This window comes from Rhodococcoides fascians NBRC 12155 = LMG 3623 (genome assembly GCF_001894785.1).
Lineage (GTDB): Bacteria > Actinomycetota > Actinomycetes > Mycobacteriales > Mycobacteriaceae > Rhodococcoides > Rhodococcoides fascians.
This window is the reverse complement of sequence record NZ_BCWW01000016.1, coordinates 52,650-72,029: the sequence shown is the minus strand read 5'-3', so window position 1 is coordinate 72,029 and position 19,380 is coordinate 52,650. Positions and strand designations below refer to the sequence as shown.

General features: G+C 65.1%; 18 protein-coding genes. 10 read left to right on the top strand and 8 right to left on the bottom strand.

Annotated elements, in window-relative coordinates:
* Positions 1-9: 9 nt before the first annotated feature.
* Positions 10-651 carry a TetR/AcrR family transcriptional regulator gene (locus RFA01S_RS24385; protein WP_027498003.1) on the bottom strand — a complete coding sequence of 214 codons (642 nt, stop codon included), beginning with the start codon at positions 649-651 and terminating at the stop codon, positions 10-12.
* A gap of 75 nt (positions 652-726) precedes the next feature.
* Here RFA01S_RS24385 and RFA01S_RS24380 point away from each other — a divergent pair, with 75 nt between their 5' ends.
* Together RFA01S_RS24380 and RFA01S_RS24375 are read left to right on the top strand one after the other, a co-directional pair.
* Positions 727-2,040 (top strand): D-arabinono-1,4-lactone oxidase, encoded by a 1,314-nt coding sequence (locus tag RFA01S_RS24380; protein WP_032406329.1) that lies wholly within the window; start codon positions 727-729, stop codon positions 2,038-2,040.
* 61 nt (positions 2,041-2,101) lie between these two features.
* Positions 2,102-3,589, top strand: coding sequence for a molybdopterin-dependent oxidoreductase (locus RFA01S_RS24375; protein ID WP_032406363.1), 1,488 nt, complete (start codon positions 2,102-2,104; stop codon positions 3,587-3,589).
* 1 nt (position 3,590) lies between these two features.
* On the opposite strand, the gene RFA01S_RS24370 is transcribed toward RFA01S_RS24375, so the two are convergent.
* Both RFA01S_RS24370 and RFA01S_RS24365 read right to left on the bottom strand, forming a co-directional pair.
* Positions 3,591-4,532: an adenosine deaminase gene (locus RFA01S_RS24370; protein ID WP_032406328.1), complete on the bottom strand. Its 942-nt coding sequence runs from the start codon at positions 4,530-4,532 to the stop codon at positions 3,591-3,593.
* 10 nt (positions 4,533-4,542) lie between these two features.
* Positions 4,543-5,334, bottom strand: coding sequence for an enoyl-CoA hydratase/isomerase family protein (locus RFA01S_RS24365; protein ID WP_032406362.1), 792 nt, complete (start codon positions 5,332-5,334; stop codon positions 4,543-4,545).
* Positions 5,335-5,420: 86 nt separating this feature from the next.
* Between RFA01S_RS24365 and RFA01S_RS24360 the strand changes: the two genes are divergently transcribed.
* Positions 5,421-6,566 carry an acyl-CoA dehydrogenase family protein gene (locus tag RFA01S_RS24360; RefSeq protein WP_027498008.1) on the top strand — a complete coding sequence of 382 codons (1,146 nt, stop codon included), beginning with the start codon at positions 5,421-5,423 and terminating at the stop codon, positions 6,564-6,566.
* A 52-nt stretch (positions 6,567-6,618) separates the two neighbouring features.
* On the opposite strand, the gene RFA01S_RS24355 is transcribed toward RFA01S_RS24360, so the two are convergent.
* The 3 genes from RFA01S_RS24355 to RFA01S_RS24345 form a co-directional block, all read right to left on the bottom strand.
* Positions 6,619-8,082: a DHA2 family efflux MFS transporter permease subunit gene (locus tag RFA01S_RS24355; protein WP_032406327.1), complete on the bottom strand. Its 1,464-nt coding sequence runs from the start codon at positions 8,080-8,082 to the stop codon at positions 6,619-6,621.
* Complete coding sequence (locus RFA01S_RS24350; RefSeq protein ID WP_051365245.1) at positions 8,079-8,696, bottom strand: PadR family transcriptional regulator; 618 nt, start codon at positions 8,694-8,696, stop codon at positions 8,079-8,081. Before RFA01S_RS24350 ends, RFA01S_RS24355 begins: the two co-directional genes overlap by 4 nt.
* Positions 8,697-8,968: 272 nt before the next feature.
* Positions 8,969-9,172, bottom strand: a complete 204-nt coding sequence (locus RFA01S_RS24345) for a cold-shock protein (RefSeq protein ID WP_008714360.1) — start codon at positions 9,170-9,172, stop codon at positions 8,969-8,971.
* A gap of 194 nt (positions 9,173-9,366) precedes the next feature.
* Here RFA01S_RS24345 and RFA01S_RS24340 point away from each other — a divergent pair, with 194 nt between their 5' ends.
* Positions 9,367-10,110, top strand: coding sequence for a GNAT family N-acetyltransferase (locus RFA01S_RS24340; RefSeq protein ID WP_027498010.1), 744 nt, complete (start codon positions 9,367-9,369; stop codon positions 10,108-10,110).
* Between the two features lie 63 nt (positions 10,111-10,173).
* Positions 10,174-11,187, top strand: a complete 1,014-nt coding sequence (locus RFA01S_RS24335) for a glutathione S-transferase family protein (RefSeq protein ID WP_052060467.1) — start codon at positions 10,174-10,176, stop codon at positions 11,185-11,187.
* A gap of 9 nt (positions 11,188-11,196) precedes the next feature.
* Here the strand turns inward: RFA01S_RS24335 and RFA01S_RS24330 are convergent, their stop codons facing one another.
* Positions 11,197-11,577 (bottom strand): VOC family protein, encoded by a 381-nt coding sequence (locus tag RFA01S_RS24330; protein WP_032365504.1) that lies wholly within the window; start codon positions 11,575-11,577, stop codon positions 11,197-11,199.
* Entirely contained in the window at positions 11,574-11,708 is a 135-nt protein-coding gene (locus tag RFA01S_RS28305; protein WP_255283983.1) for a hypothetical protein, read from the bottom strand. Before RFA01S_RS28305 ends, RFA01S_RS24330 begins: the two co-directional genes overlap by 4 nt.
* Positions 11,709-11,805: 97 nt before the next feature.
* Here RFA01S_RS28305 and RFA01S_RS24325 point away from each other — a divergent pair, with 97 nt between their 5' ends.
* The 5 genes from RFA01S_RS24325 (at position 11,806) to RFA01S_RS24305 (ending at position 19,312) form a co-directional block, all read left to right on the top strand.
* The gene (locus RFA01S_RS24325) at positions 11,806-12,525 is read left to right on the top strand and encodes a hypothetical protein (protein ID WP_032365401.1); all 720 of its coding nucleotides are present in this window, start codon (positions 11,806-11,808) and stop codon (positions 12,523-12,525) included.
* 43 nt (positions 12,526-12,568) lie between these two features.
* Entirely contained in the window at positions 12,569-13,408 is an 840-nt protein-coding gene (locus RFA01S_RS24320) for an LLM class F420-dependent oxidoreductase (protein WP_027498014.1), read from the top strand.
* A gap of 107 nt (positions 13,409-13,515) precedes the next feature.
* Entirely contained in the window at positions 13,516-14,556 is a 1,041-nt protein-coding gene (locus tag RFA01S_RS24315) for an ATP-binding cassette domain-containing protein (RefSeq protein WP_032406326.1), read from the top strand.
* Positions 14,553-15,323 (top strand): ABC transporter permease, encoded by a 771-nt coding sequence (locus RFA01S_RS24310; RefSeq protein WP_032382481.1) that lies wholly within the window; start codon positions 14,553-14,555, stop codon positions 15,321-15,323. Before RFA01S_RS24315 ends, RFA01S_RS24310 begins: the two co-directional genes overlap by 4 nt.
* 251 nt (positions 15,324-15,574) lie before the next feature.
* The gene (locus RFA01S_RS24305) at positions 15,575-19,312 is read left to right on the top strand and encodes an ABC transporter ATP-binding protein (RefSeq protein WP_032406359.1); all 3,738 of its coding nucleotides are present in this window, start codon (positions 15,575-15,577) and stop codon (positions 19,310-19,312) included.
* Positions 19,313-19,380 lie beyond the last annotated feature (68 nt).

Genomic DNA, 19,380 nt, shown 5'->3' with positions numbered 1-19,380 from the left:
GTTTTCCACTCAGCGATCTTCTGCCTTCGCGGCGATCAGCCCGGACAGGTCGTCGATCTGGGCCAACACTTCGAGATCGTCGCCGTCGACCAACCACCGCAGCACCAAACCGTCGAGAGTCGCCATCCCGAAGCGGGCGATCGACTCCACCGGTTCGAGCCACCGCGTGCCGGTGTGGTCGGAACAATTTTCGAAGAACAACTGCGCCTCGGAATCCCGGATTCGATACTGCCCGCTGGCGATCTCGGCGGCCGTGGCCGAACCCAGTGCGCGATGCCGCAACAGATACGTCTTGATCTCGTACGCCAACAGCTGCCGACCGTGCGATTTCTCGATCAGCAGCCACACCGCGCTCAGCCCGCTGTGCACCAGCTCGCGCAAACCCCGAACACCGGGTAGTTCGTGTGTTCCGACCGCGCTGTCCAACGCGGCGTGCAGTATCTCGGTGACGTCGACGATGAGGTGCTCGCCCATCGCGATCACCAGATCCTGCTTGGTCTCGAAGTGGTATTGCACGATGCCTTTGGTGACGTCGGCATATTCCGACAGCGCCCGAACGGTGAGCGACTCGATACCGACCCGCTCGGCGACGTCGATTGCCGACTGCACCAGTTGTGCGCGGCGCACGTCGGCGGGCAGCCTCGATTGCATGACCCGATACTAGGTCGCGGTCGACATCTGTGCCTTGGATTGCCCCAGGGGAGCGCGCTGCGAGATAGTGATTCGATGATCGAGCGGTCGTGGCAGAACTGGGCGGGCAATCAACATGCATTCCCGGCGCGTCGAGCCGAGCCCTCGTCGGTCGAGGAGCTGCGTGCGATTCTGCGCGATGCCGCCGAACGGTCTCTGCCGGTGCGCTGCGTCGGGGCAGGGCATTCCTTCACTCCCATTGCCGTCACCGACGGTATCCAGATCGGCTTGGATGCGCTGAGCGGTATCGAATCCGTCGAACGCGCCGACGACGGATCTGCCCAGGTGACGGTGCTGGCCGGCACTCGACTCCGGGAGTTGTCGGCGCGGTTGTGGGAGCTCGGTCTGGCGATGACCAATCTGGGCGACATCGACGAGCAGTCCGTCGCCGGGGCCATCTCGACGGGCACTCACGGAACCGGTGCCCGGTTCGGCGGCATCGCCACCCAGGTGCACGCGCTGGAGCTGATGACCGCGGACGGACAGTCGGTGCAGTGCTCCCGAGACGAGAACACCGAACTGTTCGACGCGGCCCGCATCGGTCTCGGCGCTCTCGGCGTCATCACGCGTGTGACGTTGAACTGCGTCGCGGCGTTCGCGCTGCAGGCCGTCGAGACGCCGTCGACGCTGACGGCGACGCTGCGCGACCTCGATGCTACCGTCGCCGGCGTCGACCATTTCGAGTTCTATTGGTTTCCGCACACCGATCGTGTGCTTACCAAACGCAACACCCGCCTGCCCGGTGACACCGATCTGCGTCCGCTGGGCAAGGTGCGCTCGTATCTCGACGACGAACTGCTGTCCAACACGGTCTTCGAGGGCCTCAACCGAGTGGTGACGCGGGTGCCTGCGTTGATTCCCAGGGTGAACGCGGTCTCGGCCCGAGCACTGTCGGCCCGTGAGTACACCGACCGCTCGTACCGGGTGTTCGCGTCGTCGCGGACGGTCAAGTTCGTCGAGATGGAATACGCCGTGCCCGTCTCCGAGATCGCCTGGGTGGTGCGCGAGGTGGATCGCTGGCTCGAGCGTTCGGCGATCTCCATCGCGTTCCCCGTCGAGGTGCGGTTCGCGGCCGCCGACGACATCTGGCTGTCCACGGCATCCGGGCGTCCGACGGCGTACATCGCCGTGCACCAGTATCACCGGCGTGATCACCGCGAGTACTTCGACGCTGTCGAAGCCATCTGCCGCAGCGTCGGGGGTCGGCCGCACTGGGGCAAACTGCACTCTCTCGGCAGCGCCGAGCTGCGTGATTCCTACGAGCACTTCGACGATTTCCTGCGCATCCGCGATTCCCTCGACCCGACGCAGCTGTTCCGCAACGACTACTTGGCGCACCTGCTGTCGTGAGCGGTATCTCGTACCCTGCTACGAAATACCGCGCACGACGGATTCGCTTACATTGGACTCGGTGAGCACAGGAAAACGCGCGCTGTCCGGCATCATCGCCGCCGGAGTCGTCCTCGGCGTCGGCGAATTGATCGCCGTCCCCATCGGACCGAACTCGTCACCACTGACCGCCGTCGGATCCTCGGCGGTCGATTACAGTCCTGCTCCGGTCCGTGAATGGGCCATCGACACGTTCGGCACCTCCGACAAGCTCGCCCTGTTCCTCGGTATGGCCGTGGTCATCGGTGCTATCGCCGCCGCGGCAGGAATCGCTCGCAAACCGATCGGGGCCGCGGTGTTCGCCGCCTTGGGCGTAATCGGCGTCCTCGCCGCGGTGACCCGACCCGACGCGACGGTGTTCTACGCAGTCCCGACCGTCGGCGGCGTCATCGTCGGCATCGTCGTGCTGCACGCCCTCATCGGATCCGCCACCCCGGCGACCGACGGAATGAACCGACGCAGTTTTCTGACCCTCGCCGCCGGTGCCGCAGTACTCGGAGTCGTCGCAGGGACGGCCGGACGAATGCTCACCTCGGCGCGAGCGGTCACCGCCGATCGACTCGGCTTCATGCTCCCGACCCCGACGCCGCAAACGCCGATACCGGCGGGGGCGGACCTGAAGATCGACGGCCTCGCGTCGTACATCACCCCGAACGAGGACTTCTACCGCATCGACACCGCGTTGGTCGTGCCACGCGTGGCGTCGGATACATGGTCGCTGCGGATCCACGGCATGGTGGACCGCGAGATCGAGTTGACGTTCGCCGATCTGGCGCAGCGTCAGGCGGTGGAGAAAACAGTCACGTTGACGTGCGTGTCCAACATCGTTGGCGGCGACCTCGTCGGCAACGCGACGTGGATCGGCTACCCACTGAAGGACATCCTCGAAGAAGCGGGCATCTCCCCCGACGCCGACATGGCCCTGTCGTCCAGCAGCGACGCCTTCACCGCGGGCACTCCCCTCGAGGTGCTGCTCGACGGCCGCGACGCACTGTTGGCCGTCGGGATGAACGGCGCCCCGCTACCCGTGGAGCACGGTTACCCGGCCCGACTGGTCGTGCCCGGACTGTACGGATACGTCTCGGCCACCAAGTGGGTCACCGACATCGAAATCACCCGATTCGACAAGGTGACGGCGTACTGGACCGACCGCGGCTGGGGCGTACTCGGTCCGATCAAGACCGCTGCCCGCATCGACACTCCGCGGTCGGGCAGCTCCGTATCCGCGGGTAAGACCGTGTTCGCGGGTGTCGCCTGGGATCAGCACACCGGCATCGAGGCCGTCGAAGTACAAGTGGACGAGGGCAATTGGATGCCGGCAACCCTGTCGGAGGAGTACTCCAAGGACACGTGGCGGCAGTGGATGATCGAGCTCGACCTGCCGGCGGGACAGCACGCGATCCGCGCCCGGGCTACCAACTCCGCCGGGGAGCTGCAGACCAACAAGACTGCAGACACCGTCCCCGACGGAGCAACCGGCTACCCGAAAATATCGGTGACGGCGAACTGATTCAGGTTGTCGCGAAGCTGGCGCGAACCGAATTCTCCGCCAACTGCTTCCGCTCGTCCGCGGTGAGGCCCAAGCCGGCTTCGAGGGCGGTGAAGTTGTCGTCGACGTACCCGCCGAAATAAGCGGGGTCGTCGGAATTGATCGACACCGACAATCCACGTTCGAGCATCTGCCGTAGCGGCAACTGCGCGACGTCGTCGATCACCTTGAGCCGAACGTTGGACAACGGGCAGACGGTGAGCGGAATCTGTTCCTCGACAAGTCGATTCACCAGCGCCTCGTCTTCCAGGCATCGCACGCCGTGATCGATGCGCTCGACCTTCAGCAGATCCAGTGCCTGCCAGATGTAGTCGGGCGGGCCTTCCTCACCGGCATGGGCGACCACGTGCAGGCCCTCGGCGCGTGCCTTGGCGAACACGTCGACGAACAGCGACGGCGGGTAGCCGACCTCGGCGGAGTCCAGACCGAGGCCGATGATCGGTGCCTTCATCGCCAACAGGTCGTCGAGCAATTGGTTGGCGTGCAGCACCGGCTTGTCTCGCAGGATCGACGCGATCAACCCGCTGGTGACGCCGAATTCGCGCTCACTGGTCGCGCAGGCGTCGGCCAATCCCTCGACGACGGCCTGGAGCGGTACACCGCGCTCGGTGTGCGCCTGTGGATCGAAGAAGATCTCCGCATGCGTCACCCCGGCCTGCGCGGTGCGGCGGAAGTACGCGCGCGCCAGATCGGCGAAGTCCTCGGCGGTGCGTAACACGGCCATGTTCGCGTAGTACAGATCGAGGAAGGACTGCAGGTCGGTGAACTCGTACTTCGCCTGCAGTTCGTCGATATCGTTGTACGGCAGCGTGATTGCGTTGCGCTCGGCGAGATCGAAGATCAGCGGCGGTTCGAGCGACCCTTCGATGTGCAGGTGCAGTTCGGCCAGTTGATCGTTACTCACTCGTACGATTCTACTTGCCGGTGTAGGTCGCCTTACCCGGGCCGACCTCGAGGAAGCTCGTCACCGCACCGCGCAGATCCTCGGTCTCGAACAATGCGCCCGACACCTCCGACGTGATCTCGTCCGCATGCGCCACCCCGCCCGAACGCCACGCCGCCACAATCTGTTTCGTGGCCGCATGGGCGACGGTAGGGCCGTCGGCCAGTCGGTGTGTCAACGCGAGCGCCGCGGCATCGACGTCGTCGTGGATCTGGTTGACCACGCCCCACTCCTTCAACGTCTGGGCGTCGTACAGATCACCGGTCATGACGAATTCACGTGCCCGACCCGACCCGGCCCGCTCGGCCAGACGCTGCGGCCCACCCATCGACGGAGTCAACCCGACGACGGTCTCGACCAGACCGAACTTGGCCTTGGGTCCGGCCAGGATGATGTCGCACGCCAGCGAGATCTCGAACGCCGCGGTGAGCGTCAAACCGTGCGCGGCGTAGATCACCGGGCACGGCAACGCCTCGAGCGGATGAATGATGCCGGCGAACAAACCGCGCCACAGATCGGCACCCTCGGCCGCGGACAATCCCTCGAACACGTGCACGTCGACGCCCGCGGAGTTGACCTTGCCCTCGGCACGCAGCAGCACCGCACGCGGCGGATTCGCGGCCAGATCGGCGACATTCGCGGCCACCGCGTCGAACATCGCCTGATCGAACAGGTTGAGGGGGCCGTGATCGAAGGTCAGGACAGCGACCTCGGCACCGGCCGCAGTGGTCGATCGAACGAGCGAGGTAGGTGCGTCAGCCATGCCTCGCATAGTGCCATACGCGTTCCGGGGCGTAGTTACCGACGAGTATTGTGCGCGTATCAGCCGTTACCGAGAGGAACAAGTAAGTGAAGCGCAGCCTGTTCGAGTCCGACCACGACGACTTCCGCGCATCGGTACGCGAGTTCGTCACCAGGACGATCACACCGGTCGAGGAAAAGCTGGTCGAACAGCGATACATCGACCGCGAGATCTGGCTCGAAGCAGGACGCAACGGTTTCCTCGGCCTCGAAGTGCCCGAGGAATACGGCGGCAGCGGAGCTGAGGACTACCGATTCAACGCCGTCCTCGGTGAGGAACTCGCCCGCTCGAGTGCCGCGGTGGCGTCGTGCTTCGGTATCCACGTCGACATCGTCGCGCCCTACCTCGTCAAGCTCACCACCGAGGAGCAGAAGAAGCGCTGGTTGCCCGGGTTCTGCAGCGGCGAGATCCTCACCGCCATCGCCATGACGGAGCCCTCCGGCGGCTCGGACCTGGCCGCGCTGAAGACCACCGCCGTCAAGGACGGCGACGACTTCATCATCAACGGCTCGAAGACGTTCATCACCAACGGCAATTCCGCCGACCTCGTCATCGTCGCCACGCGCACGACGCCCGAGAAGAAGGCGAAGGGCATCACGCTGTTCGCCGTCGAGAACGGCACCGAAGGATTCACCCGCGGCCGCAAACTCGACAAGGTCGGCCAGCCCGAATCCGACACCGCGGAACTGTTCTTCGAGAACGTGCGAGTACCCAGCGCCAACATGATCGGCGAATTCGACGGTGGCTTCATCCACATGATGCAGCTGCTCCCCCAGGAACGCATCAGCTGCTCGGTGGCCAACCTCGGACACGTACGGCCCATTCTCGAAGAGACGCTGCAGTACGCCAAGGACCGCAAGGCATTCGGTCAGCAGATCGGCTCGCTGCAGTGGAACAAGTTTCTGCTCGCCGAGCTCGTCACCAAACTCGATGTGGCACAGGCATACATCGACAACTGCATCGTCGCCCACGGCCAGGGCGAGCTGACGGCCATCGATGCAGCCAAGGCCAAGTGGTGGAGCTCGCAGGTGCAGAACGAAATCCTCGACCACTGCGTCCAGCTGCACGGCGGCTACGGATTCATGAACGAATACCGCGCCGCCCGCGCGTGGAAAGACGCTCGCGTGACCAAGATCTGGGCCGGATCGAACGAAATCATGAAGGAACTGATCGGCCGGGATCTGGGGCTGTAGAGCGGCTTCGCCGCATGTGAGTGGAACTTCGTAGCAGGGGTCGAGGTTCCACTCACATGGGTTTCTCGAACGCGGGCCGGGCGTAGAAGCAGACCGCGACCATGCCGACCAGGAGCACGACGGCGGGCAGAATCAGCGACTGCGCCATGGCGGTGGTGAAGCCGTCACGCAGCATCTCGGGCACTCGGCCGGCGAATTCGTTTGCCCCCGAAGCCGATCCACCGGTAGGTAGTTCGGCGGCCAAGCGCGATTGGATGAGCGCGCCGATGCCCGCGCTACCGAGAACCGAGCCGATCATGCGGGTGGTGTTGTAAATTCCCGAACCGGCACCCGCCTGGCTCATCGGAAGATTGCGAGTGGCCGTCGCTGCCAGCGGAGACCAGATCAACGCATTCGCCACACCCATTGCAGCGACGGGGAGCAGCAACTTCCAGATGGCCGTCGTGGGCGTCATCTCGTAGGCGAACCACAGTAGCGACGCGGCGAGGATGAACAGTCCCGATCCGGCGATGTACCGCGGATGCGTCTTGTCGACGAGCTTGCCGATATTGGGTGCGAGCAGTCCGGTGAGCAGCGCCATCGGAACGAACAGCAGTGCCGACCGGGTGGGCGTCAGACCGGTCACGCTCTGCGCGTAGAACATGATCGGCAGCATCATGCCGGACATCGCGAAACCCATTGCGGCGATACCGATATTGGACAGCGAGAAGTTGCGGTCGCGGAACAGGGCCAAGGGCACCAGCGGCTCGCTGGTATTCACGGACTGCCAGTAGACGAACCCCGCGAAGACGAGCAGACCGACACCGATGAGAATCCACACGCCGGTACCCCAGTCGTACTTCTGACCCTCCTGGATACCGAAAACGATGCAGAAGAGTCCGACGGCGCTGAGCGCAACGCCTACTAGATCGAACTTGTGATCGTGGGTCGGCAATACCGGAACGAACTTCAGCGCCAACGCAATTGCGAGAATGCCCACCGGCACGTTGATGAAGAAGATCCATTCCCAGCCGAGCGAGTCGACCAGCACACCGCCGAGAATCGGCCCGACGAGCGTAGCGACGCCTGCGACGGCACCCCATGCCCCCATCGCCGTTCCGCGCTTCTCCGCCGGGAACACGCGAGTAATCACCGCCATCGTCTGTGGGGTGATCATCGCCGCGCCGAGACCTTGAACCGCGCGCGCCGCGATGAGCATGTCGATCGATCCCGACAGCCCACACCACACGGACGCGAGAGTGAACAGCACCAGGCCGGCGATGTACAGATTCCGCGGACCGAACTTGTCACCCAATCGGCCCGTGACCAGCAGCGGAACGGCGTAGGCGAGGAGATACGCGCTGGTGACCCAGATGACGTTGTTGATGTCGGTGTTCAGCCCGGTGAGGATCGCAGGTTGCGCGACCGCGACGATCGTCGTGTCCACCAGGATCATGAAGAAGCCCAAGCACAGTGCCCACAGCGCCGGCCACGGTCTGATCTCGTGCTGCGACGGGGCAGTCTCGACGGAATTCATGTAGCGCTCCCTATCCCCGAAGTCGGGTTCGTGTGATGTGCGGAGATGTGATGCGGCCAGTCGAGCTCGCCGCTGTCGATCCGATCGAGGTAGCGCGTCAGCCACTGCACTTCTGCGCGCAGCATGTGGTGAATGTAATCGATTCCGGCCCAATAGATTTCGGATATCTGGCGATCTGCTGCGAGCTGTTGATAGCCCGACAGTTCGTCGATGTCCGCGGTCAGGTCCACGATTCGCTCCCGCAACAGGGCGGTCGCGTCGGATGCGGGTAGGTTGTGCATTTCGGACAGGCCGAGGACGAACTGCGGGTATTCACGCACCGGGGTTCTCAGAATTTCGGTCAGCCGATCGGTCAGCACTTGCCGTCCGGCCGAGGTGATCCGATAGGTGGTGCGCTCCGGACGGTTGCCACCCCGGTCGGTTCCGACCTCGTCGACCAGTTCCTGCTCGTGCAGACGTGCGACCGCGTGATAGAGCGAACCCGGGCGAATCTTGACGATTCGATCTTCCTTGCGGGAGAGCAGCAATTGATACATCTCGTAGGGATGCATCGGGCCCTCCGAGAGCAGAGCCAGAATCGAGACGCCCAGCGGATTGACGGTTCCAGCTCGCATCGATCCCCCTGTCACCTATCCCGCACGAATTATTCCAACTGGAATATAGGGCCGGCGGTAGCCTCGGAGCAACCCGGACAATGCGCCCACCAGGGGACAAAGGCGTCTTTCGACGCAGAATGGGCACCGACCACGGTCGATGCCCTCACCGAACAGACGAAGGCCGGATACTCGGAATTACTTCCGTGTATCCGGCCTTGTCACCGAGTTTCTGGTGCTGAAAAAGTCTAGAGTTTCAGTCCACCAGGAGAAATCGGGCTACGAAGCTTGAATCAGATGGCGCGGACGCCGGTAGCCTGGGGGCCCTTCTGACCCTGGCCCACCTCGAACTCCACGCGCTGGCCCTCGTCGAGCGACTTGAAGCCGCTACCCTGAATCTCCGAGTAATGAACGAAAACGTCCGGTCCGCCACCATCCTGCTCGATGAAGCCGAAGCCCTTTTCGCCGTTGAACCACTTCACACTGCCCTGCGTCATTCTGTAAACCTTCTGTAAGCGAGCTAGATCTTCACGTCGAAGCTCTAATCTCAAAACCGAGTCTGCCATCTATTGGCGCTGAGCGAAACACCGGGGGCGAAAAAGTTCGAAAGATTGCTTTGGGACGGTGAAACAGAAATGCCGCCACAGCTGCCGCAGCCCGTCGGTTCAAGTGCCGTCGCTACTGTCGAACCGTGGAATTGCCTGCCTACGAAGCCGACCGATTCGATCCCCACCGACTCGACATCGTCCGACTCGCCTGGTGCCGACGGCTGTCGCTGGACGACCGTGCCCTCGATACCACCGCAGACCGCGTCGAACATCGGACCGACACCGAGAACATCGTCGTACTCCGACTGGCGCAGACCACTCTGATCGTCGGGCCGTCCTGGGCCGTGGACGCCGCACGCGGAATCGAGGGCCAGGCAGACACCGGTCGGACGTGGTTGGCGACGCTGCTGGGCGATCGCGTCGAGCAGTACGAGATCGACTCCCACACGCTGGCCTACGGATCCGAGATCGGCCACACCATCGACGTCCACGATCCGCTGATCTCCCACGACGCCGAGCACGCCCGTGCTCTGGCGGAGCACTGCAGCGAGGCCGACGTGACGGAGGCATTCGGCGAGCCGGTGTCGCGGCACTGGTTCACTTTGCTCGGAGACGACCGACCCGCGGATTCGGCGCGATCCCTGGCCTCGGCCGGGTACTCGGAAGAAAATATGATCCTGGCCGACATGCGCGTTCTCACCGACCCGGAACACCGACGACACGGATACGCCGCGGTCGTCGGGCGGCTCGCGACCAACGATGCCATCGACGACGGCCTGATACCGCAGTGGCGAGCGCGACCGGAGAACACGACCGCTCGACGCCTTGCCGCCCGGCTCGACTACGTGGAGATCGGCGCCTGCCACACCGCCGTGCGTCGAACCTAGGCGCTTGAATCCGGTCCGGACTGGGTAGCGTTCGTGAGACCGACCGATGTGAGGAGTTCGATCATGGCCGAGGACGCCACCTACGTGAAGCCGGGCGAGGAATTCAAGCGCGATACCAACTACATCCCGACGCGCATCACCGCCGACGGCCGGGACGGGTATCCGGTGGAGCCCGGGCGTTACCGGTTGATCGCGGCGCGGGCCTGCCCGTGGGCCCATCGATCCATCATCGTGCGTCGACTCCTCGGACTCGAAGATGTTCTGTCCCTTGGCATTCCGGGTCCGACCCACGACCCGCGCAGCTGGAACTTCCAGGGGGAGCCGGGCGGCGTCGACTCGGTTCTACAGATCCCTCGGCTGCAGGACGCCTACTTCGCACGGTTCCCGGACTACGAACGAGGCATCACCGTGCCGGCGATCGTCGACGTTCCCACCGGCCAGGTCGTCACCAACGACTACCCACAGATCACCCTCGACCTCAGCACCGAGTGGACGCAGTACCACCGCGAGGGCGCGCCCGATCTGTACCCGGAGGCGCTCCGCGGCGAGATCGACGAGGTGGCCGATCTGGTGTTCAAGGACGTCAACAACGGCGTCTACCGCTGCGGATTCGCCGGCTCGCAAGAGGCATACGAGAAGGCGTACGACCGCCTGTTCGCTCGCCTCGATTGGCTCGTCGAACGGCTGTCCACCCGGCGGTATCTCGTCGGCGAGCACATCACCGAGGCCGACGTGCGACTGTTCACCACCCTCGTCCGTTTCGATCCCGTCTACCACGGCCACTTCAAGTGCAACCGCAGCAAGCTCACCGAGATGCCGGTGCTGTGGAATTACGCACGCGACCTGTTCCAGACCCCCGGATTCGGTGACACCGTCGACTTCGATCACATCAAACGGCACTACTACGAGGTGCACACCGACATCAATCCGTCGGGCATCGTGCCGAAGGGGCCCGATCTGGCCGGCTGGCTCGAACCGCACGGACGTGAATCACTCGGCGGATCGCCCTTCGGCGACGGCACCGCGCCGCAGCCGCCGAAGCCGGACGAACTGGTCCCGCCCGAGCACTGGGTGTAACAGTGACGGCTATGCCCCGGCGTAGGTACCGAAGCTCCAGTAGACCCCCTCGGCGTCGCGGCAGGTGAAGCCGCGGCTGCCGTAGTCCTCCTCGCGCAGGCCCTGCGTGACGGTGCCGCCCGCCGCGACGACGCGATCGTGGATGCCGTCGGGGTCGTCGGTGACGATGTAGATCGACCCGACACCCGGCGGCAGTTCGCCGATGGCACTCCCGTCGCGAACACTGCCCAGCATCACCCCGCCGCCGTCGGGCCAGCGCAGTTCCGCATGATCGACGCGGTCACCTTCGCCGTGAACCGCGCACTCCTCGAATCCCAACACGTCGACGATGAATCGAATTGCGTCGCGCGCGTTGTCGTACTTCAGAGTGGGCCAAACGTGTGTCGTCATGACGCCATACCTTCCTCGTCGGCCGCGCGGATCGTCACCGGCCGCGATGCCGCTCGCCAGGGTCTCGAACACGCCTGCACCCCGACGCGGCGCGCGCCACCGGACACCACCTCGCTCGGAGGAATCTGCACGCCACGAGTCTAAATTGCCCCGTACGTGTGCATTCAAGAATTCGCGGGTAACTCCCCCGACCAGCGTCACCGACGCTCGCAACCGAAAGAGGTATCGATGGCAGGCAAGAAGGACGACGCTCAGGTCGAGATCTCGAGCGGAGGCAAGCTCGAACGGGCCCTGGTCAACATCCTGGACAACGCCAGCCGCCTACAGGGGCCCGCCGTCGACAAATACGTCGCGCACGTGCGTCGAGCACACCCGTACGACACCCCGGCCCAGATCATCGAACGGCTCGAGAAGCGATTTTTGCTGGCGGTCACCGGCAGCGGATCGGCAGTGGGAGGCGCAGCGGCGGTCCCCGGAATCGGTACGGTCGCATCGCTCGCCGCCGTCGGTGCCGAGACCGCGTTCTTCATCGAGTCGTCGGCTCTGCTGACGCTGTCGGTCGCGTCCGTGCACGGCATTCCCGTCGAGAATCACCAGCAGCGACGCGCGCTGGTGCTCTCGGTGGCACTGGGCGAATCGGGCATGCAGATCGTTCAACGAACAGTGGGCAAGACAGCCAAGAACTGGGGCCCGCTCATCACCTCGCGCATCCCGGGCGGCTCGATGGCCAGCATGAACAAATCGCTGGTGAAGAAGTTCGTCACCAAATACCTGGCCAAGCGCAGTGCACTGCTGGTCGGCAAGATGCTTCCCGCCGGAATCGGCGCGGCGATCGGCGGCGCGGGCAACCGAGTGGTCGGCAAAGGCGTCATCAAGAACGCCCGTGACGCCTTCGGCCCGCCGCCCGCACGGTTCCCGGAAAATCGCATCATCGAACCGGACGAATGAGAATGCCCGGAATCTTCGAGAGGCTGCTGCGTTGACTTCGAACATGACTTCCACACCTGAACTCGGCAAGTACGGCGTCTGGCGACTGCACTCGGCGTTCACGCCGGAGTTGTCCCGCGCCATCGAGTCCTTCGGCTACGGGACCATCTGGCTCGGCGGATCCCCGCCCGCGGACCTGACGACCACCGAGGAGATCCTCGACGCCACGGACACCATCGTCGTCGCCACCGGCATCGTCAACATCTGGTCCGATGCAGCCGCCGACGTCGCCGCGTCGTATCACCGCATCGAGAGCAAGCACCCCGGACGGTTCGTCCTGGGCATCGGTGCCGGTCACCCCGAGGCCACCCAGGAGTATCAGAAGCCGTACGACGCATTGGTGAGCTACCTCGACGACCTCGACGAGGCCGGAGTCCCGATGGAGCGTCGGGTCCTCGCCGCGCTCGGCCCCAAGGTGCTCGCGCTGGCCGCGAGCCGTACCGCAGGTGCGCACCCCTATCTGACCACTCCCGAGCACACCCGTGAAGCCCGAGAAGCAGTGGGGCCGAACAAGATCCTCGCTCCCGAGCACAAGGTGGTGCTCGAGACCGATCCGGAGAAGGCACGCGCGATCGGTAGGCCACCGGTGAACAATCCCTACCTGCATCTGCGCAACTACACCAACAATCTGAACCGGCTCGGCTACTCGGACGAGGAAATCGGCGACGGCGGCAGTGACCGACTGATCGACGCGCTCGTCGCACACGGCGATGCCGACGCCATCGCGGCGCGACTCGACGAGCACCTCACCGCCGGCGCGTCGCACGTGACGCTGCACTCGCTGCCCGACGACGCCGACCCGCTCGAGACGTACCGGGAGATCGCTGCGGCGTTGCATCGCTGAAACCGGGGTCATCCCGCCCGTCGGTCCCACCCCGTAACCTCGTGTACCGGTTGCCGCCAAGCAACCGGCACACGAGGTGCACCGACGGCCAGGGGGACACCGCACAGATGACCAGCTACTCGGCTCCGGCGCTGGAAGCGCAGGCTCTGACGAAACAATTCGGTACCGTTCGCGCGGTCTCGGACCTGAGCTTCGTTGTTCCACGCGGAACCGTCACCGGCTTTCTCGGGCCGAACGGCTCCGGCAAGTCCACTACACTGCGGATGCTGCTCGGCCTCGTCGCCCCGACTTCGGGCGTCGGCCTCGTCAACGGCGTTCCGTTTCGTACGGCGACCCACCCGGCCCGTACCGTCGGGGCCGTTCTCGACTCGCTGAGTCTGCACCCCAAACGCAGCGCCGAGCACCACCTGAAGATCTACACCGCGGCGATCGGGGTACCCGACAGCCGCGCCCTCGACGTCCTGAACCTCGTCGGTCTGGGCGACGCCGCACACCGCGCAGCAGGCGGGTTCTCTCTCGGCATGCGTCAGCGATTGACCTTGGCAACAGCTCTACTCGGCGATCCCGAGATCCTCGTACTCGACGAACCCGCGAACGGCCTCGATCCCGAGGGGATCGCCTGGCTTCGAGACTTCCTCAAAGCGTTCGCGGCATCGGGGAGAACCGTCCTGGTATCGAGCCACATCCTGCGCGAGATCGAGCAGACCGTCGACACTCTCGTCATCGTCAGCGCCGGCACCCTGATGTACCAGGGATCCATCGCTCAGCTGCGATCCACCCGCCCGAGCCGCGTGCTCGTCGCCGCGTCCGACCCGGCGAAACTAGCCCTGGCATTGGCGTCCACCGGACTCACCGACACCCAACTGCTGCCCGACGGCCGCATCGGCGTCGCGGGTGCCGACGCTGCCACTGTCACGCGCATCGCGGCCGACGCTGGGGTCACGGTCTTCGGCACCACCAGCGAACACGTCGACCTCGAGCAGGTGTTCCTGTCGATGACCGCCGGTCAGTACACCGCAGCACCCGTCGAACCCACTGCATACGGACCGCCGCCTGGTTACGGGCCGCCGCCTGGTTACAACCAGGGGTACTCCCCGCCGCCACAGAACTACGGACCACCGCAGAACTGGAACGGGGGTTCGCGATGAACGCGCTGTTGACATCAGAGATCCGCAAGGTCACCACACTGAAGTTCTGGTGGGCGCTGGCGATCGCACCGATCGTTGTCGGCGTGTTCGCGTCCGTCATCACCTCGGTGATCGCGAACCAGCTGGGCGAGTTCGAGGAAGATCTTCAGATCGCCGGCGGTGTCGCCTCCATCGGCCTGTACGTCGCCGCGGGTGCCGCCATCCTGTTCGCCGGCATCTTCGGCGCGGTCAACGCCGGTACCGAGTTTCGACACAAGACCATCACCACCAGCTTCCTGACGGCCCGCGGCAGGGACGGCGTCATTGCCGCCAAACTCATCGTCACCGCCCTGTTCGGCCTGGGGTACGGCCTCGTCGTGCTCCTGGCGAGCCTGGTGTGTCTGCTGATCTTCAGCCAACGAACAATCGTCCTCGACGGCGCTTTCATCGGCGTCGTCGCGTCGTGCTTGCTCGCCGTGGTGCTGTGGTCGCTCATCGGAGCCGGGCTGGGGTTGCTGCTCAAATCCCCGACCTGGGCCGCCATCGTGCTCGTCGCCTGGCTGCCGTTCGGTGAAGGACTGCTGTCCCTGATTCTGTTCGGAGTCGGTTTCGGACCGGTGGCAACCGCGCTGCCGTCGAACCTGACATTGCCGACGATGGCCGCGACACAATTGGACGATGCGGGCGACCTCGCGTCGTGGCCGTGGGCTCCGCTCGGACTTGCCCTGTGGGCCGTGATCCTCACTGGTGGCGGTTGGTTCCTCGCCCGTACCCGGGACATCGACTGACCACCGCATCGGTGAGGATGTTCGCCCGATCCTGCTGTCGGTAGCCGGGTCTACCGTGTGAATCGATGGCACACAGCGAATACGTGAAGGATCGAGCAGGGTCGGGCAGCAATACGGGCAGTACCCGTCTGCTGGAAACCGACCCCGGCTCGTCCGGCGTACCCACCGACTCCCGGCCGACCACCGCGTCGTCGATCACCGCGTCGTCGATCACACGGCGTGGCTGGATCAGACGTCTGCTCGCGCAGTGCATGTTGCACCGGCGGACGGCACTCGGCGCACTGGGCGTGACGATGATCGCCGCCCTCATCGACATCTCGTTTCCGCTGCTGACGCGCCTCGCGATCGACGACGCCAGCGCAGGCAAGAACGACGTGATCGCCGGAGTCGCGATAGCCATCGCACTGCTGGGTGCTCTGCGATTCGCCTGCCAGTTCGGTCGGCGCATGCTCGCCGGTCGCCTGTCCATCGATGTTCAACACGATCTGCGGATGGACCTGCTGGCATCGCTGCAGCGGCTCGACGGTCGCAAGCAGGACGAAATCCGAACCGGCCAGGTCGTGTCGAGATCGATCACCGACCTGCAGTTGGTGCAGGGTCTGCTCGCCATGGTGCCGCTGTCGGCCGGGGCAATTCTGCAGTTCGTCCTGGCCCTGGTCGTGATGGCCTACCTCTCACCGCTGCTCACCCTTGTCGCGGTCGTCATCGTTCCCGCGGTCAGCGTCGTCGTCTACCGGATGCGACCCACCCTCTTCGCTGCCACCTGGTCCGCACAACAGCGCGCCGCCGATCTGGCCCAGCACGTGGAGGAGACCGTCACCGGAGTCCGGGTGGTCAAGGGCTTCGGGCAGGAAGCGCGTGCGGTGGATCGCATCGAAGCTCTCGGGCGCAGGCTGTTCGCCGAACGCATGCGCTCGGCCCGCATCAATTCACGGTTCGCACCGACCATGGCAACCATTCCTCAGCTCGGACTGGTCGGCGTCATCGCTCTCGGCGGCTGGTTGGCACTGCACGGCCACATCACCATCGGCACCTTTCTCGCCTTCGCCACCTACGTGGCCACGCTGTCCGCCGTCACCCGAACCGTGTCGTCGGTGGTGATCATGGCGCAGCTCTCCCGCGCGGCCGTCGAGCGCGTCTACGAAGTGGTCGACACCGAGCCGACCGAACCGGAACCGGCGCACCCCATCGCACTGCCCGACGGCCCCCTCGGCGTCCACCTCACCGGCGTCACGTTCGGATTCGAGGCAGAGCGCAACGTTCTCAGCGGCCTCGACCTGAGCATCGCCCCCGGGGAGACGGTGGCCGTCGTGGGACACGCGGGCTCGGGAAAGACCGCGCTCTCCCTGCTGCTCCCCCGCTTCTATCGCCCTACTCGCGGCCGGATCGCGGTGACCTCCGGGGACACGTCCATCGACATCGACGACCTGGATTCCGCGTCACTGCGCGAAGCGGTGTCGTTGGTCTTCGACGAGCCGTTTCTGTTCTCCGACACCATCGCCGCCAACATCGCGCTCGGCAGGCCCGAGGCAAGCGCGGAGGAGATCGAACACGCGGCTCGGCTGGCTCAGGCCTCGACCTTCATCGACGCTCTGCCCGAGGGCTACGACAGTCTCGTCGGCGAACGCGGCCTCACCCTCTCGGGCGGGCAACGCCAACGCATCGCCCTGGCTCGCGCCCTGTTGGTCGAGCCGCGGATTCTCGTCCTCGACGACGCCACCTCCGCCGTCGACGCCGAGACCGAGGCCGCCATCTTCGACGCACTGCGCGGCGTGCGTACCCGGGCGACCCTCGTCCTCGCACACCGCCGATCGACACTGACGTTGGCCGACCGAGTAGCCGTCCTCGACGGTGGACGCATCATCGACACCGGCACAGTCGACGAACTCGACGAGCGCTGCCCACTGTTCCGCGCTCTCCTCGCCGGCGGAGACGAGAACGAACACAGCGACGCCGCACCGGAACCGCGCACGGAACCGTCGGCGGCGATGCTCTGGCCGGACGATGCTCTGGAAGCCGCATCGAACCCCGGTACCGCGATGCCGCCCGCAGGTGCCGGAGGCGGAGGCACACACGGCGCAGCGATGGCCGGCGCATTCGGCTCGTTGGCACCGACGCAGGCCATCTCCGACGCGGTGGCAGCCCTGCCACCGGCAACGGAGGAACCAGGCGGATCGGGACAACAGTTGCGTCGACCCGACCCGGAATTCCGGCTCTCACGTCTGCTGAGTCCTGTCCGGCTGCTGCTGGCAGGTGTCGTGGTGCTGCTGGCGCTCGACTCGATCGCCTCGATCGCCTTTCCCTCACTCGTCCGGTACGCAGTGGACAGCGGCGTGGCCCGCGGTGACTCCGACACCCTGTGGATCGCAACATCGATAGGCGTCGCCCTGGCTGCTGCCAGCTGGTTCGTGGTCTGCGCGACGACCGTGCTCACCGCACGAGCCGGCGAGCGGGTGCTGTTCGGATTGCGAGTACGCAGCTACGCGCACATTCAGAGACTCGGGCTGGACTACTACGAGCGCGAGCTGTCCGGGCGCATCATGACGCGAATGACCACCGACGTCGATGCGCTGTCGTCGTTCATCCAGACCGGCGCGTCCACGGCCGTGGTCAGCGTGCTGACCGTCGTCGGCATCGCGATCGCACTGCTCGTCACGGATACGACACTCGGGCTGGTGGCCCTGGCGGTCGTGCCGCCACTCGCCGTTGCAACCGTCGTCTTCCGACGCATCTCCTCGGCTGCGTACTCGACCTCGCGCGAACGCATCTCCATCGTCAACGCCGATTTCCAGGAGAACGTCACCGGACTGCGCGCAGCGCAGGCATACCGACGTGAGGAGTACGCAGCCTCCCGCTTCGCCGAACGCAGCAACCGCTACCGAGCGAGCCGCATGCGATCGCAGACCGCAATCTCGGTGTTCTTCCCGTTCATCACGCTGCTCTCGGATGCCGCGCTGGCCGTCGTCGTCTTCGTCGGTGCGCATCAGATCGCCACGGGCACCGCCACCGCGGGCACCCTGGTGGCGTTCGTGTTGTACCTCGGACTCCTCTTCGGCCCGATCCAGCAACTCTCGCAAGTATTCGACGGCTACCAGCAGGCCCGCGTCGGCGTCGGCCGAATCGGAGACCTCCTACGCACGACGAGTTCGATCGAAACAGCGACAGCGACCGGGTCCGGTGCAGTCGTCGGCAATCGCCTGCACGCCGACATCGACCTCGTCGACGTCAGCTTTCGGTATGCCGGAGCTCACTCCGACGCGCTCAGTGAGGTATCTCTCAGCATCCCGGCCGGCACCACCGTCGCATTGGTCGGCCGCACCGGAGCAGGCAAATCCACCGTCGTGAAGCTGCTCGCTCGGTTCTACGACCCGACCTCGGGATCGGTACGCGTAGGTGGCCACGACCTCCGCGACTACCGGTTGTCCGACTACCGCCACCGGCTGGGCGTCGTACCGCAGGAAGCCCACCTGTTCACCGGAACCATCGCGTCGAACATCGCGTACGGCAGGCCCGACGCCAGCCGGGCCGACATCGAGAACGCGGCACGCTCGGTCGGGGCCCTCGACACCATCGCTGCACTTCGCGGCGGTATGCAGCAACCTGTCGGCGAACGCGGCCAAGGGTTGTCGGCCGGCCAGCGACAGCTGATCGCACTGGCCCGCGCCGAACTGGTGGATCCCGATCTACTCCTGCTCGACGAAGCGACCGCAACCCTAGATCCGGCCACCGAACGCAAGGTCCTCGAAGCCAGCAACGCCGTTGCGCGGACCCGCACCGCAGTGGTCGTCGCGCACCGATTGGCCACCGCCGCACGAGCGGATTTGATCGTGGTCGTCGACGGTGGTCGTATCGTGGAAGTCGGACGACATTCCGAACTTCGCAAACGGGACGGCTTCTACGCCACATTGTGGGCTGCAGCCGAAACGAACCGGGGGAATAATTCGATAGTCAACGGGGTCATCGACAACGAGGCCGATGGTTACCGGTGAGTACATATCACAGCTACGTCCCGGACGCACGCGATCTCGACCGGAGGTCTAGCCTGGAGTCGTACGCG